We start from the raw sequence: 14,268 nt of genomic DNA, 5'->3' as shown, positions 1-14,268 counted from the left end.
TGTTCGCCCCGGCCAACCAGACTCATTTCAGCCTGAGCATCGAAGGCGTCCAGCATGACCTTCAGGTGCTCAGCTTTTCAGGGCATGAAGCCCTCAATCAGCCGTATTGCTTCGACCTTGAATTGGTGAGCGAACGGTCTGATCTGGACTTGGAAGCGTTGCTGCACAAGCCCGCGTACCTGGCATTCGCTCAGTCAGGCCAGGGCATTCACGGGCAGATTTTCCGTGCGGCCCAAGGCGATTCCGGCAAGCGCCTGACCCGCTATCAGGTGACCATCGTTCCCCGACTGGCGTACCTGGCCTTCAACGTTAATCAACGCATATTCCAGCATCTTACGGTTCCGGAAATCATTGCTCAGGTACTGGAGGGGCACGGCATCCTGGCCAATACCTATCGCTTCCAGCTTGGTCCTACGGTGTACCCCGCCCGCGACTACTGCACGCAGTACGACGAAACCGATCTGGCGTTCGTCAACAGGCTGTGCGAGGAAGAGGGTATCCATTTTCACCACGTCTTTTCGCCCGATCAGCACCTATTGGTCTTCGGTGACGACCAGACCTCCTTCCCGAAACTGAGCCGCCCGACTGCTTACGTGCAGGACACCGGAATGGTTGCCGACGAGCCGGTCGTCAAGCGCTTCGGGGTGCAGCTCAATACCCGAACCAGCCGTGTCACCCGGCGTGATTACGACTTCGAAAAGCCCACCGTGCAAATGGAAGCGGCATACCGCCCATCCCTGGAGTCACCGCAGCCTGACCTGGAGGACTACGACTACCCTGGCCGCTTCGTTGACCGCGAGCGAGGCAAGCACCTCAGCCAACGCGCACTGGAACGCCATCGCAGCGATTACCTGCAAGCCGAAGGCAATAGCGACCAACCCATGCTGGTGACAGGCCATTTCCTTCCGCTGTCCGATCATCCCAGGCAGGAATGGAACGACCTCTGGCTGCTCACCGAAATCCACCATGAAGGTCGCCAGCCACAGGTGCTGGAAGAGTCCGTTACCAGAGACCAGCGCGCTCATCCTGGCGATTTCCAGCAAGGCTATCGCAACCACTTTGTCGCGATTCCCTGGAACGTCCACTTCCGCCCTGCATTAAGGCATCCAAAGCCTCGCGTATTGGGCAGCCAGACTGCCGTGGTGACCGGTCCGGAAGGGGAAGAAATCCACTGCGACCCATACGGGCGGGTGAAGGTGCAGTTCTTCTGGGATCGCCAAGGCCAGGCCGATGACAAAACCAGCTGCTGGCTGCGCGTGGCGTCTTCCTGGGCAAGCAAAGGCTACGGTGGTATTGCCATTCCCCGCGTCGGCATGGAAGTGTTGGTGAGCTTCCTGGAAGGCGATCCCGACCAGCCGCTGGTTTCCGGTTGCCTGTACCACGCCGAAAACCGGGTGCCCTATGCATTGCCGGAGAACAAGACGCGCAGCCTGTTCAAGACCAACAGCTACCCCGGTGGTGGCGGCTTCAATGAGCTACGTATCGAGGACAAGAAAGGCCAGGAGCAGATATTCGTCCATGCCCAGCGCGACTGGGACGAGAACATCGAGCACGACCAGCGTATCCGTATCGGCCACGAACGCCACGACACTGTGGAAGCCAACAGCTACAGCGAGTTCAAGGCCGAGGAACACCGCACCACCCACGGTGACCGCAAGGTGGAACTGCGCAGCGACGACCACCTCACTGTCGGCAACAACCAGCACATCAGGATCGGCACCGCCCAGTTCGTCGAAACCGGCAACGAAATCCACATCAAGGCCGGTGACAAAGTGGTCGTCGAAGCGGGAATGGATCTGACCATCAAGGCCGGAGGCAGCTTCATCAAGCTCGATCCTGGCGGCGTTACCATCAGTGGCGCGACGGCCAGGATCAACAGCGGTGGATCGCCTGGTAGCGGGTCTGGCATCGCCATCAAACCACCCATCCTTCCCAACGCCGCGGACAGCGACAAGCCCGGGGCACCACCGTTGCTGGCCCTGGTGAACAACTGCGAGGAAAAGCTCGGGCAGCCTGCGGTCTGTGAAGAATGCTTGAAGCAGGCACGCGCCAAGCAGCAAGCCTTGGTACCTCGATAAGTTCAGGCAGGAGCACTCTGCTATGCAACCCAGAAACTCGGCCTGGTTCGATCATTTGATCGAAGAAGCTCAAGTGAACAGACTCAGTCATATTGACCTGTTGCTCGACGCTACGGGCCTGGCCTCACCGCTTCCGGTGACTCCAGCTCATCAGTTGAACGCACGGCTATTCGATAACACGCCGGAGCACGCCCTATCTCAGCAAGGAGCACATTTGCGGCGGATCAGTCTGGATGACCCCGTGCAGCGAACCGCAGCGCACGCTCTCAGCGACGCCCTGGGTGCAGGTCGAGTACTCGCCCTGTTCAGCAAATGGCCATTTGAACCTCTCGTGGCACATCTGCGGCACTGCACCCAAGCCCATTGGGGCAAGGAGCAGCATAGCGGGCTGTTGCGGTTCTACGATCCGAGGCTGTTCCGCACCTGTTGCGAGGCCCTGCTGCCGAACCAGTCAGCCTGGTTCCACTCCCCTGCAATCGCCTGGTACTGGCGTGATAGCGCCGGACAGCCTCAGCAGTGGGCCGGACAGCCGCAGCGCCCGGAAGATACCCCTTCACCTTTGCCAGCACTTCACCTGAGCGATTCGCAGTTGTTCGAGCTGGTGGCCTGGAGCGAAGCCGTCCGCTTTTGCGACACCCACGCACTGACTCACCGGGATGCGGGGTTGCCAAGCCAGGATGCGCTGCATCGTCATGTCACGAGCGGAATCCGGGCCGCACAACGGGAGCAGGTCTTGGACTCGGACCGGGATGATTTCCTGCTCGGCTGGATTGGACAGCAACAACAAAGGCCCCTGACATGACTCGTCATTTCGGTGGCAGCCCTCGCATGTGCGTGATGCGTATCCGCAAGGCTGCTCTGGCCGTTATCACCGGTATCTGGCTTGCCGGCTGTACTGCTGCTCTGCCAGAAAGCCTGCCGACGCCCATCGAGGGCTACAACCACACCTCGGCGGCGATCAATTGGTTCAAGGTCAACGGGGCTGGGGGCTCCAACTTTGGCCCGCACCTGGGGGGAGGGAGTCAGACCTGCTGCGTTTCTCTGCCGACGAAATGGCGTCCCGGCCTGAAGGTAGTGATTGAGTGGGAGAAAGACCCAGCCCCCTATGCCTATGCGAAATGGCCTGAGCGCCCTTTTAGCGATGCATGGAATCGGAGGATGGAAGCCTCCAAGGCGGAGTACACCCGTCATCGTGCAGTGGTGGAGCTCCCTCCCTACGACAGAGTCGGCGCTGTTGTCGTGCACTTCTTCCCCTGTGATCAGGTGAAAGTTATTGCGACGCTCCACGCATACGGGCATCCGCAGTACGCCATAAAAGAACCGCTCAACATGGAAGAGCCCAAGACATGTCAAAACGGTTGAGTCCTCTCGCACAACACACGCTGCTGATCGCAATAGCGGTCTGGATCAGCGGCTGCTCGGCAGCCCCACCCGAAAACCTGCCGACGCCCATCGAGGGCTACAACCACACCTCGGCGGCGATCAATTGGTTCAAGGTCAACGGGGCTGGGGGCTCCAACTTTGGCCCGCACCTGGGGGGTGGGAGTCAGACCTGCTGCGTTTCTCTGCCGACGAAATGGCGTCCCGGCCTGAAGGTAGTCATCGAATGGGAGAAGGACCCCAATGTTGGGGCTTCTCGGTTCTGGAAAGAGCCTCCATTCAGCGACGCTTGGAACCAACGAATGGAAGAGCACCGCTCGCATTACACCCATCATCGGGCTGTGGTGGAGCTGGAACCTTTTGGTGAGTTTGGCTCGCTGGATGTGCACTTCTTCCCCTGCGACGTGGTGAAGGTAGCCACCAGCAATACCATCTATGGCCAGCCTGGCTACCCCCATAACGAACCGCTCAAAATGGAAGAGCCCAAGACATGTCAAAACGGTTGAGTCCTCTCGCACAACACGCACTGCTGATCGCAATAGCGGTCTGGATCAGCGGCTGCTCGGCAGCCCCGCCCGAAAACCTGCCTACCCCTATCGAGGGCTACAACCACACCTCAGCGGCGATCAACCGATTCACCGTTAACGGCGGCGGTGGTCCCAACATTGGTCCCCATCAAGGGGGTGGAAAGCAAAACTGCTGCGTTTCTCTACCGACGAAATGGCGTCCCGGCCTGAAGGTAGTCATCGAATGGGAGAAGGACCCCAATGTTGGGGCTTCTCGGTTCTGGAAAGAGCCTCCATTCAGCGACGCTTGGAACCAACGAATGGAAGAGCATCGGTCGCATTACACCCGACATCGAGCAGTTGTAGAGCTCCCCCCCTACGACAAGGTTGGTGCCGTCGTCGTGCACTTCCTGCCCTGCGATCAGGTGAAAGTTATTGCGACGCTCCACGCATACGGGCATCCGCAGTACGCCATAAAAGAACCGCTCAACATGGAAGAGCCCAAGACATGTCAAAACAGCTGAGTTCTCTCGCACAACACGCGCTGCTGATCGTAATAGCGTTCTGGATCAGCGGCTGCTCGGCAGCCCCACCCGAAAGCCTGCCGACGCCCATCGAGGGCTACAACCACACCTCGGCGGCGATCAACAGATTCACCGTCAACGGAGCTGGCGGCTCCAACTTCGGCCCGCATCTAGGTGGCGGGAGTCAGACCTGCTGCGTTTCTCTACCGACGAAATGGCGTCCCGGTCTGAAGGTAGTCATTGAATGGGAAAAAGACCCTGATCCCTATGCTTACGCCAAGTGGCCTGAACGCCTATATAGCGATGCTTGGAGCAAGCGCGCAGCAGAGCACGAGACGCACTACACCCATCATCGCGCAGTGGTGGAGTTGGAACCTTTTGGTGAGTTTGGCTCGCTGGATGTGCACTTCTTCCCCTGCGACGTGGTGAAGGTCGCCACCAGCAATACCATCTATGGCCAGCCTGGCTACCCCCATAACGAACCGCTCAAAATGGAAGAGCCCAAGACATGCCAAAATGGTTGAGTTCCCGCGTACGACACGCGCTGCTGATCGCAATAGTGGTCTGGATCAGTGGCTGCTCGGCAGCCCCGCCAGAAAATCTGCCTACCCCTATCGAGGGCTACAACCACACCTCAGCGGCGATCAACCGATTCACCGTAAACGGCGGCGGTGGTCCCAACATTGGCCCTCACCAAGGTGGAGGCAAGCAGAACTGCTGCGTTTCTCTGCCAACGAAATGGCGTCCCGACCTGAAGGTAGTCATTGAATGGGAAAAGGACCCTGATCCCTATGCGAGCCAATACTGGCCACAGCCAAGGTATTCGGATGCTTGGAGTAAAGCTGCGGCGGAGCACGAGACACACTACACCCATCATCGCGCGGTGGTGGAGCTCCCTCCCTACGACAGAGTCGGTGCTGTTGTCGTGCACTTCTTCCCCTGTGATCAGGTGAAAGTTATTGCGACGCTCCACGCATACGGGCATCCGCAGTACGCCATAAAAGAACCGCTCAACATGGAAGAGCCCAAGACATGTCAAAACAGCTGAGTTCTCTCGCACAACACGCGCTGCTGATCGCAATAGCGTTCTGGATCAGCGGCTGCTCGGCAGCCCCGCCCGAAAACCTGCCTACCCCTATCGAGGGCTACAACCACACCTCAGCGGCGATCAACCGATTCACCGTTAACGGCGGCGGTGGTCCCAACATTGGTCCCCATCAAGGGGGGGGGAAGCAAAACTGCTGCGTTTCTTTACCGACGAAATGGCGTCCCGGCCTGAAGGTAGTGATTGAGTGGGAGAAAGACCCTGATCCCTATGCCTATGCGAAATGGCCTGAGCGCCCTTTTAGCGATGCATGGAATCGGAGGATGGAAGCCTCCAAGGCGGAGTACACCCGTCATCGTGCGGTGGTGGAGCTGGAGCCTTTTGGTGAGTTTGGCTCGCTGGATGTGCACTTCTTCCCCTGCGACGTGGTGAAGGTCGCCACCAGCAATACCATCTATGGCCAGCCTGGCTACCCCCATAACGAACCGCTCAATATGGAAGAGCCCAAGACATGCCAACACGGTTGAGTTCTCTCGCACAACACGCGCTGCTGATCACAATAGCGGTCTGGATCAGTGGCTGCTCGGCAGCTCCACCCGAAAGCCTGCCGACGCCCATCGAGGGCTACAACCACACCTCGGCGGCGATCAACCGATTCACCGTTAACGGCGGCGGTGGTCCCAACATTGGTCCACATCAGGGAGGGGGAAAGCAAAACTGCTGCGTTTCTCTGCCAACGAAATGGCGTCCCGGCCTGAAGGTAGTGATTGAGTGGGAGAAGGACCCTAATGCCGGTGCTTCACGCAATTGGCCGGAACCATTGTTTTCAGATGCATGGCGCAAGCGCATGGCAGAGCACGAAAGTCACTACACCCATCATCGTGCCGTGGTGGAGTTGGAGCCGTACGGCGAATTCGGCTCACTCGATGTCCACTTCTTCCCCTGCGACGTGGTGAAGGTCGCCACCAGCAATACCATCTATGGCCAGCCTGACTACCCCCATAACGAACCGCTCAACATGGAAGAGCCCAAGACATGTCAAAACGGTTGAGTTCTCTCGCACAACACGCACTGCTGATCGCAATAGCGGTCTGGATCAGCGGCTGCTCGGCAGCCCCGCCTGAAAACCTGCCTACCCCTATCGAGGGCTACAACCACACCTCGGCGGCGATCAACAGATTCACCGTCAACGGAGCTGGCGGCTCCAACTTCGGCCCGCATCTAGGTGGCGGGAGTCAGACCTGCTGCGTTTCTCTACCGACGAAATGGCGTCCCGGTCTGAAGGTAGTCATTGAATGGGAAAAAGACCCTGATCCCTATGCTTACGCCAAGTGGCCTGAACGCCTATATAGCGATGCTTGGAGCAAGCGCGCAGCAGAGCACGAGACGCACTACACCCATCATCGCGCAGTGGTGGAGCTCCCTCCCTACGACAGAGTCGGTGCTGTTGTCGTGCACTTCTTCCCCTGTGATCAGGTGAAAGTTATTGCGACGCTCCACGCATACGGGCATCCGCAGTACGCCATAAAAGAACCTCTCAATATGGAGGAGCCCACGACATGCCCAGCCCGCTGAAAAATACTTCCGCACAAGCCATCAGCAAACCACCACACATGGTCGAAGGAGGGCTGCTACCGCGTACACCAAAAGAAGTAGCCGCCAACCGCAGAATGCTTGATCGACTCTATACGCAGGCTATCGTGCGGGACAAAGAAGCTGCGCAGAAGGCCGGGGATTCTCCGCCAATGCCCCCTTGCGCGAAGGTGTTGCATGTCAGCCTGTTTTTTGATGGCACCAACAACCATGAGCCCTCGGACAGTACAGCCAACCCGAGAACAACCACGAACGTTGCCCGGCTTTATCACGCAACCCTTGGCGCCGGCAATGGTATGGAGGGCAAAGTCGCCAGCGAGAACGGGTTTTACCGCTACTACATGGCCGGTGTCGGTACCGTGTTTCCTGAAATCAAAGAATTTGAGCCATCCGACGGCGGGCTGATGTATGCCACTGGCGGGGAGAACCGGATCAACTGGGGGCTGACACGTCTTCTGGATGTTTTCTCCCTTGAATTGTCCGTTGACTTTCTTGAGCAGAGCGATGCGTGGGACCTGGTCGAGCAGATGGCCGCCAGCCCAATCTTGGAATGGGTGAGCCTGGGTCAAGCCAATGATGGCAAAGGCAACCGAGCCGCCGCCATGCAGCCGAAAATGCTGGAGTTAGAGCAGGCCATTGCGGCACGCCCGAAACCAGAGTTACTGGGTATTCAGTTGTATGTTTACGGTTTCTCGCGTGGAGCCGCTGAAGCCCGTACCTTCGTCAACTGGCTGGCCGAACTGACCCAGCAGGCCGATGGCAGCTACCGCTTTGCCGGCATCGATCTGAGTGTGGAGTTCCTGGGCATCTTCGATACCGTCGCCTCGGTAGGTATCGCTGATCTGGCTCCGTTCGCTGATGGGCACATGGGCTGGGCCAATGACTCGCAGCGACTGCCTGACGACGAAAATTTCCTGAAGCGCTGCGTACACCTGGTCGCCGCCCACGAGCAACGGGCCTGCTTCCCACTCGACTCGATCCGTAGAAAGGCGCGCCCCGACGACTCTGCCTGCCCTTCGACCTACCGCGCAGGTACCCAGGAGTTCATCTATCCCGGCATGCATTCCGATGTCGGTGGGGGCTATCCCCCAGGTGATCAGGGGAAGGCCGTCGCCGGTGGAAAATTCGTCTTGTCTCAGGTGGCACTGCACCACATGTACAACGCCGCCTACCAAGCTGGAGCACCATTGCAGGTCCCTCAGCTTGCCCTTAATCCAGAGCAGCACGACAAATGGTCTTGGCTCGCAATGAGTTTGAGTACAAGTAAGGAATTTGAAATCGCCGATGGGCTCGTAACTCGCTTCAACACCTGGGTCGACCAACTGAGCAGCGGCCCGCTCGAACGCGTCATGTTCAACGAACTGTGCCTGATCACCGGCTGGCGTATCGATCGATTTGCCTACGGCGGCCAGGTGCGCCAGGCATATGCCCAGCCGCGCGGTAAACAACGCGATATGACCCCAGCGGAAGTCGAGGCCTTCGAAACACTGCACAAGTATCAACTGGCCGAAGATGCCGCTGCCCGTGCCGGTAAGGATTTGCCTGTACTCAGCCCTGCTGACCAGAAGAAGCGAGACGATGCACAGGCCATCCGGGCTCGGTATGAAGCGGATGTCGGCGGTGATGCAAATGCTCCGTTGAACACCAACAAGACCTTCGATCCGCCCCTCGAACAGCGCCAACTGGCGAATGCCGCCAAGGAGTTTCGCCGCGACTATATCCCGGAGTGGTCATTCGGTGGTGACGGTGGCTGGAGTACCGGCACGGCAATGAACGTGCTGTTGGGTGGTTTGATCTACATGACCAACGATGTGGACGAGGCCGAGGAATACGCCACGCTGCGTGAAGGTGGAGAGAAAGCCTACAAGAAGCTCTTCACCCCGGCTGGCTTCCCGGTCAACGAGACGGCTGCTCAGCTCATCGCATTGTTCGATGATCAGGTGCACGACTCGCGGGCCTGGTTCATGAATGCCCAGATGAACGAGCGCGAATTCTGGAGCGACTACTTCCGCTATCGCTGCATCTTCTTCGATCAGGAGTCCAACCGGAACCTTTCCCTGCTGGCTAGGGGAATGCAGGTTGTCGGGGTGGGGATCGCTCTCGCCAGTATTGGCTTGAGCGTCAAACGCCGTAATCCGAAGTACCTGGTGGGGCTCTTCCTGCCTTCCCTGGGGATTCCGGTGATGCGTGGAAAAGTCGGCTTCCCGGAGATCAGCGCCTTCGATCCGCTTACCGGCCTTGCGCTGCCGATGGTGGAGGTCGCCAGCGAACTGCGGGCATTCAGCAAAGACACTTCAACTGCACAGCAGATGGCCGCTGCGCTGCCTGCCCCCGTCGCTCTCACGGCTGCGACCGCCGTTACGCCGGCCTTGCAGGAAATTCTCAAGGCTCACCAACAAGCCGACGACGCTCGGAACACCACTGCGGATGCCCAGGAACCGAAAGAATCTGGCTGGCTCGATCAAGCCGGAGCATTGCTCGGCGAGGTAGCGGGATCGACTGATAATTCTTTGCCCTCGCTTCAGCCTTCCATTCTCGAAAAGGCGATCCACAAAGGGCTCGGCATTGACGCTTGATGCCGGAGTGCATCCTGGCCAGGCAGTGACGAGCACAAACAGACTGGGCATGGGCGAGACTCCGGAGGACCGGGGGCGCGGCGACTTTACAGTAAGGGGCCGTTTCCTGGAGGCGCCCTACAGGTGCACTTCTCCTGTACTGGTTAGCAGATGCCGGCGGGCCATCCACAGATTCGATAGGGCAAATTCGCGCAGTAGTGCTGGTTCCCGTCTTGCTCTGGTGCACTTCCGGATCGTGCTTGCCGGCGTTGTTCTTGGTCGAACTGGGCGCGTGGATCAGCGCCGCGTTGACGACCGTGCCTTGGCGCAGCGACAAACCCCGGTCGCCCCTTGAAAAGGTTGTAAGAAATAGAGCCGCATGGGATAGAGAGCTTCGGTCAAGGGATTGCAACAAGCCCGGTACGAAAGCCGGCGGCTTTCGTACCGGGCCTCGGGTACTCACTGGAACAGGTTGGCCTTCACGCAGAAGGTCAGCAGTGCCTGGTCGGTATCCACGTCGAGCTTGCGCATGGCGGAAATCTTCTGCGCGCTGACGGTCTTGATGCTGCGGTTGAGCAGTTGGGCGATATCCCGCACGCTCAGGCCGGAAACGAAGTGGCGCAGTACCTCGTACTCTTTCACCGACAGGCTGGCGATACGGCCATCCACGTCGTCCTTGCTGGCCAGCACGCTGTTCGCCGACTGCATGCTCGGCCCACGGTAGACCCGCCCCTGGGACAATGCCCTGAGCGCCACCAGGATCTCGTTGAGGTCGCCGTTCTTCAGGATCACCCCCTGCACGCCCAGGTCGTACAGGCTGGAGAGAATCAGCGGGTTGGACAGCATGGTGAGAATCAGGATGCGGGTATCGGGGAAATTGCGCAGCAGGTACTCGATCAGCTTGAGGCCGTCGCCATAGGTCTGGTCGCCGGGCATGTTGAAATCGGTGATCGCTATGGCCGGCCGCAGGTCACGGCACAACGCCACCAGCTCGCTGGAGTTGTGGGCTTCGCCGATCACCTCGAAGAGATCATCCCGCTCTATCATCTCGCGCACGCCCATCAGCACGATGGGATGGTCGTCCGCCACTATTATTCTGACTTTGTCCATGAGTTCTTCTTGGGTTCCAACATTGGATATCGGTACCTGGACACTTGCAGGAACGGCTAATCTTCTTCTTTAGAGTAGTCCCTGATCGTATCCGGCTCTCAGAGGTGCGCCAGCGCGCTCTCGATACGCTCCATCAACATCGTCACCGCCGCGGTCAGCTCCGGCCCGGCGGGCTGGGTGACCAGCGCCTCTTCCACCGCACTGCAAGCGTCGCTGAGGACATGGGCCTGTACCACCGCCAGCGCACCACGCAGGCGATGGACCTGCTGACGGACGGTGGCCAGATCGTTATCCTGCAGAGCCTGCTGCACGCCGTGCATGTCCTGGCGCATGGTTCGGATGAACAGATCGCGCATCTTTTCCGACACCTGGATGCCATCGCTCATCGGCGGCTTCTCGTCCGGTTCCGCCACCGGTTCCTCCAGCACCTCCACCAGATGGCCACTGACCTTGAGCAGGCCGTCGTACAGCGTGCGCAGGCTCATCGGTTTGACCAGCCAGGCATTCATGCCCACCGCCATGCAGCGCTCGCCCTCCTCGCGCAAGGCGTTGGCGGTCACGCCGATGATCGGCAGCTCGCCGTCCTGCTGGCGCAATTCCCGCACCAGCTCATAGCCATTCATGATCGGCATGTTGACATCGGTGAGCAACGCGTCGAACGCCCCCGGCTGCCAACGCAGCAACGCTTCCCGACCGTTGCCGGTGAGGGTGACGCGGCAACCGAGCTCCTCCAGTTGCTCCTTGAGCAACGCCTGGTTGATCGGGTTGTCCTCGGCCACCAGGACACGCAGACCCAGCTTGCCCAGACGCGTCGGCCGCGGCGCCGGCTCCGCCTCGCCAACACCGCCCTGCTGCGCCAGGTACAGGGCCTGGGCGATACCCGCCAGATGATACAGGCTTACCGTCCAGCCCTGCGGAGTCGCCTGCAGCGGCAGGCCGGGCTCGGCCAGCGCGCAGACCCGCGCTGCCGGCCACCGGGGCTCGATATCGCAACCGAGCAGGTCGAACAGTACCGCGTTGGGTGGCGTCTCCAGCGGCAGCGTGTCGACCACCAGCACCTGCGCCCCCCAGCACTCGATCCACGCCGCCAGGCTCTGTGCCAGCTCCTTGACCGGCGCCCGTATGTAGATGGAGTCCTGCAGCAGTTGCGTGTTCCGGCACACCGGCTGGCGCGCGTCCAGTACCGGCAGCGACAGGGTGAAGGTGAAGCTGCTGCCCAGCCCCGTCTCGCTGACCACCCGCAGTTGGCCGCCCATCAGCTCGCTCAGCCGCGAACAGATCGACAGGCCCAGACCGGTGCCGCTCACCGTATGCTCCTGGCCGTGCGCCTGGTAGAAGGGCTCGAACAGGCGGCGCTGCTGCTCCTGGGAAATACCGATGCCGGTATCGGTCACCTGCCATTGCAGGGTGACCTGGTCGATCTCGCTGGCGGTCACCTTCAGGCGCAGCACCACGCGGCCGATATCGGTGAACTTGACGGCATTGCTCAGGAGGTTGTTGAGAATCTGCCGAATACGCGCCGCATCGCCGAGCATCAGGCCGGGCAGGTCGGCATCGATGCAGGCGTAGAGCTGCAGTTCCTTGCCATCGGCCAGCGCGGCGTAGGCGGCCACCGCATCCTCGGCCAGCTCCAGCGGGTTGAACTCCACCGGTTCCAGCGCCATCTGCCCGGCCTCGATCTTCGATACGTCGAGGATGTCGCTGATCAGTTGCAGCAGGGTGGATGAGGAGCGCTGGATGGTGTTCAGGTAATCGCACTGCTGGCGGCTCAGTTCGGTCAGGCCGAGCAGTTCCAGGGTACCCAGCACGCCGTACAGCGGCGTGCGTATCTCGTGGCTCATGGTGGCGAGGAACACCGACTTGGCCGCGCTGGCGGCGTCCGCCGAATGCTTGGCCTCGAACAGCACCTTCTGCGCCTGCTGGTGCGCGCTGATGTCGTTGAAGGTACAGAGCACTACCGCCTCGCCCTTGTAGCGGGTCAGGGCGAAGATGGCATGCAGGTAGCGTTCCTCGACCTGCAGGACGAACTCGTTGGCGACCTCCTCGGCGTTACCGGAAAGATCCCAGTCGCGGCTCAGGCGGGTGATCGACTCGGCATCCCCCAGCCAGAGTTCGGCCAGGCGGTTCTGCATCACCACCTGGTGGTTATCGCGGCGCAGCACGCACAGGGCCACCGGCGCGGTCTGGATCACCGCGCGGCTGAAGATGTCGCTCTCGACGATGTCCAGGTGCGCCTGGCGCGCCGGCCCGACTACCCGGCGCGCGTACCAGCGGATGGCGAGCCAGCCGCCGGCCAGGCTGCCGAGGATCAGCGCCAGACCACCCAGGAACTGCCACTTGGCATAGCGGAAGTAGTTCCGGTAATTGAGACGGTAGAGTCCGGTCCAGCCGCCGTCGAACTCGCTGCGCACCTTGATCACCAGCCCGCTGGTGCCGATGTTCAGGCCATCCTCGTAGTCATCCGCCTTCCCCACGATATCGATCAATAGGTCGCCGCGCGGGGAGATCAGTTCCAGTTCGTCGAACACAGGGCGCTCGAGAACCTGCTCGAAATCGTTGATCCGTTCCAGGTCCAGCACCGATACGGCCACGACCCGGCGATCCAGGTCGGACTCCCACCAGAGCGCATCGGGCAGGTCGAGACTGACGTACGCCAGCAACTCCCGACTGGCGCCGCCGGTATAGCTCTGCGCCGGCGCCCAGTGCACCTGGGCATCGCTGCGCTGCGGCTTGTGCGCCTCCAGAACCTGGCGCACGCGCTCGATCACCGGCAGGTAGCTGCGCCGCGTCAGCGGGCGCTGATCGCGGGAATTGCCAATGGAGGGCACGGCGATGCTGGTCGGGCCATGCAGGTCGATCACCAGCAGTTGCGGCGCGGGAAACGCCGAGCCGCTCCAGTAGCTGCTGTAGAAATTCGCCAGCAGCACTCCCAAGGAGAAGGTGCCGGGCTTCTCCCGCGTGTCGAGGTCGCGGACTTGCTGCGCGAGGGTGAACGGCAGGGCGAAGGAGAACTCGCGCCCCTCGTGGATTTCCATGCCGTCCTCGCGGATCAGCAGACGGCGCTGCAGGGGGATCACATCCAGATCCAGGCGCTGGGTCGACTCGTCGCTCTGCTGGGCAATACGGTAGAGAAAAGCCTCGTGTTCGTGGATATCGCCCACCAGGCGGCTGAAATGGAAGTACACCTTGTCGCGCTCTTCCTGCACGACGCGGCCCAGCGCCCAGTAGCAGGCACCGACCAGCAGCAAGGCCAGGGACACGACCCCCAGCAGAGCGATGTTCAGGCGCAGCGAATTGCTCGCCAACTTGCGGATCGAACCGTGGTCATGTTCCTTCATGCAGAAATGCATCCGGTCTGGCGGAAAATGGCGGAGGCTGATCGCCAACTACCCGAAAACTGTAGATGTGGGAGGGTAATTCGGCGACCTGCCCGGCCTCTGGCAGGGGGGCCGCGTCAGGCAATCCGCTGATTCATGT

General features: G+C 60.4%; 13 protein-coding genes and 1 pseudogene. 11 read left to right on the top strand and 3 right to left on the bottom strand.

Annotated elements, in window-relative coordinates; genetic code table 11:
• The 11 genes from ACYCAX_RS09900 to ACYCAX_RS09850 all read left to right on the top strand — a co-directional run.
• A partial coding sequence (locus ACYCAX_RS09900; RefSeq protein ID WP_460247893.1) for a type VI secretion system Vgr family protein occupies positions 1 to 2,078 on the top strand: 2,078 nt, incomplete at its 5' end.
• A 22-nt stretch (positions 2,079 to 2,100) separates the two neighbouring features.
• On the top strand, positions 2,101 to 2,880 hold the full coding sequence (locus ACYCAX_RS09895) for a DUF4123 domain-containing protein (protein WP_460247892.1): 780 nt from the start codon (positions 2,101 to 2,103) through the stop codon (positions 2,878 to 2,880).
• Complete coding sequence (locus tag ACYCAX_RS09890; RefSeq protein WP_460247891.1) at positions 2,877 to 3,440, top strand: DUF3304 domain-containing protein; 564 nt, start codon at positions 2,877 to 2,879, stop codon at positions 3,438 to 3,440. The genes ACYCAX_RS09895 and ACYCAX_RS09890 overlap by 4 nt, the downstream gene beginning before the upstream one ends.
• On the top strand, positions 3,425 to 3,964 hold the full coding sequence (locus ACYCAX_RS09885) for a DUF3304 domain-containing protein (RefSeq protein WP_460247890.1): 540 nt from the start codon (positions 3,425 to 3,427) through the stop codon (positions 3,962 to 3,964). The genes ACYCAX_RS09890 and ACYCAX_RS09885 overlap by 16 nt, the downstream gene beginning before the upstream one ends.
• The gene (locus ACYCAX_RS09880; RefSeq protein ID WP_460247889.1) at positions 3,949 to 4,488 is read left to right on the top strand and encodes a DUF3304 domain-containing protein; all 540 of its coding nucleotides are present in this window, start codon (positions 3,949 to 3,951) and stop codon (positions 4,486 to 4,488) included. Before ACYCAX_RS09885 ends, ACYCAX_RS09880 begins: the two co-directional genes overlap by 16 nt.
• Positions 4,473 to 5,012, top strand: coding sequence for a DUF3304 domain-containing protein (locus ACYCAX_RS09875; protein ID WP_460247888.1), 540 nt, complete (start codon positions 4,473 to 4,475; stop codon positions 5,010 to 5,012). Before ACYCAX_RS09880 ends, ACYCAX_RS09875 begins: the two co-directional genes overlap by 16 nt.
• Positions 4,997 to 5,536 (top strand): DUF3304 domain-containing protein, encoded by a 540-nt coding sequence (locus ACYCAX_RS09870; protein WP_460247887.1) that lies wholly within the window; start codon positions 4,997 to 4,999, stop codon positions 5,534 to 5,536. Before ACYCAX_RS09875 ends, ACYCAX_RS09870 begins: the two co-directional genes overlap by 16 nt.
• Positions 5,521 to 6,060: a DUF3304 domain-containing protein gene (locus tag ACYCAX_RS09865; protein ID WP_460247886.1), complete on the top strand. Its 540-nt coding sequence runs from the start codon at positions 5,521 to 5,523 to the stop codon at positions 6,058 to 6,060. The genes ACYCAX_RS09870 and ACYCAX_RS09865 overlap by 16 nt, the downstream gene beginning before the upstream one ends.
• Positions 6,045 to 6,584 carry a DUF3304 domain-containing protein gene (locus tag ACYCAX_RS09860; RefSeq protein ID WP_460247885.1) on the top strand — a complete coding sequence of 180 codons (540 nt, stop codon included), beginning with the start codon at positions 6,045 to 6,047 and terminating at the stop codon, positions 6,582 to 6,584. Before ACYCAX_RS09865 ends, ACYCAX_RS09860 begins: the two co-directional genes overlap by 16 nt.
• On the top strand, positions 6,569 to 7,108 hold the full coding sequence (locus tag ACYCAX_RS09855; protein ID WP_460247884.1) for a DUF3304 domain-containing protein: 540 nt from the start codon (positions 6,569 to 6,571) through the stop codon (positions 7,106 to 7,108). The genes ACYCAX_RS09860 and ACYCAX_RS09855 overlap by 16 nt, the downstream gene beginning before the upstream one ends.
• Positions 7,093 to 9,702, top strand: coding sequence for a T6SS phospholipase effector Tle1-like catalytic domain-containing protein (locus ACYCAX_RS09850; protein WP_460247883.1), 2,610 nt, complete (start codon positions 7,093 to 7,095; stop codon positions 9,700 to 9,702). The genes ACYCAX_RS09855 and ACYCAX_RS09850 overlap by 16 nt, the downstream gene beginning before the upstream one ends.
• A gap of 205 nt (positions 9,703 to 9,907) precedes the next feature.
• Here the strand turns inward: ACYCAX_RS09850 and ACYCAX_RS09845 are convergent.
• From ACYCAX_RS09845 to ACYCAX_RS09835, 3 genes and pseudogenes are all read right to left on the bottom strand, one after another.
• Positions 9,908 to 10,033: pseudogene (locus tag ACYCAX_RS09845) on the bottom strand (IS5/IS1182 family transposase); the annotation flags it as partial.
• Positions 10,034 to 10,140: 107 nt separating this feature from the next.
• Positions 10,141 to 10,791 (bottom strand): response regulator, encoded by a 651-nt coding sequence (locus tag ACYCAX_RS09840; RefSeq protein WP_041711761.1) that lies wholly within the window; start codon positions 10,789 to 10,791, stop codon positions 10,141 to 10,143.
• A gap of 98 nt (positions 10,792 to 10,889) precedes the next feature.
• Positions 10,890 to 14,129 carry a hybrid sensor histidine kinase/response regulator gene (locus ACYCAX_RS09835; protein ID WP_460247882.1) on the bottom strand — a complete coding sequence of 1,080 codons (3,240 nt, stop codon included), beginning with the start codon at positions 14,127 to 14,129 and terminating at the stop codon, positions 10,890 to 10,892.
• Between the last annotated feature and the right edge of the window lie 139 nt (positions 14,130 to 14,268).

The organism is Pseudomonas sp. MT3, from assembly GCF_054720805.1.
The sequence above is the reverse complement of the archived record's forward strand: the minus strand, read 5'-3'. Positions and strand labels throughout refer to the sequence as shown.

What these genes read in the sequence shown, in the direction of transcription:
- ACYCAX_RS09860 (WP_460247885.1), top strand. Translation starts at nt 6,045, where the DNA reads ATGCCAACACGGTTGAGTTCTCTCGCACAACACGCGCTGCTGATCACA.
- ACYCAX_RS09880 (WP_460247889.1), top strand. Translation starts at nt 3,949, where the DNA reads ATGTCAAAACGGTTGAGTCCTCTCGCACAACACGCACTGCTGATCGCA.
- ACYCAX_RS09850 (WP_460247883.1), top strand. Translation starts at nt 7,093, where the DNA reads ATGCCCAGCCCGCTGAAAAATACTTCCGCACAAGCCATCAGCAAACCA.
- ACYCAX_RS09895 (WP_460247892.1), top strand. Translation starts at nt 2,101, where the DNA reads ATGCAACCCAGAAACTCGGCCTGGTTCGATCATTTGATCGAAGAAGCT.
- ACYCAX_RS09855 (WP_460247884.1), top strand. Translation starts at nt 6,569, where the DNA reads ATGTCAAAACGGTTGAGTTCTCTCGCACAACACGCACTGCTGATCGCA.
- ACYCAX_RS09835 (WP_460247882.1), bottom strand. Translation starts at nt 14,129, where the DNA reads ATGAAGGAACATGACCACGGTTCGATCCGCAAGTTGGCGAGCAATTCG.
- ACYCAX_RS09885 (WP_460247890.1), top strand. Translation starts at nt 3,425, where the DNA reads ATGTCAAAACGGTTGAGTCCTCTCGCACAACACACGCTGCTGATCGCA.
- ACYCAX_RS09875 (WP_460247888.1), top strand. Translation starts at nt 4,473, where the DNA reads ATGTCAAAACAGCTGAGTTCTCTCGCACAACACGCGCTGCTGATCGTA.
- ACYCAX_RS09890 (WP_460247891.1), top strand. Translation starts at nt 2,877, where the DNA reads ATGACTCGTCATTTCGGTGGCAGCCCTCGCATGTGCGTGATGCGTATC.
- ACYCAX_RS09870 (WP_460247887.1), top strand. Translation starts at nt 4,997, where the DNA reads ATGCCAAAATGGTTGAGTTCCCGCGTACGACACGCGCTGCTGATCGCA.
- ACYCAX_RS09840 (WP_041711761.1), bottom strand. Translation starts at nt 10,791, where the DNA reads ATGGACAAAGTCAGAATAATAGTGGCGGACGACCATCCCATCGTGCTG.
- ACYCAX_RS09865 (WP_460247886.1), top strand. Translation starts at nt 5,521, where the DNA reads ATGTCAAAACAGCTGAGTTCTCTCGCACAACACGCGCTGCTGATCGCA.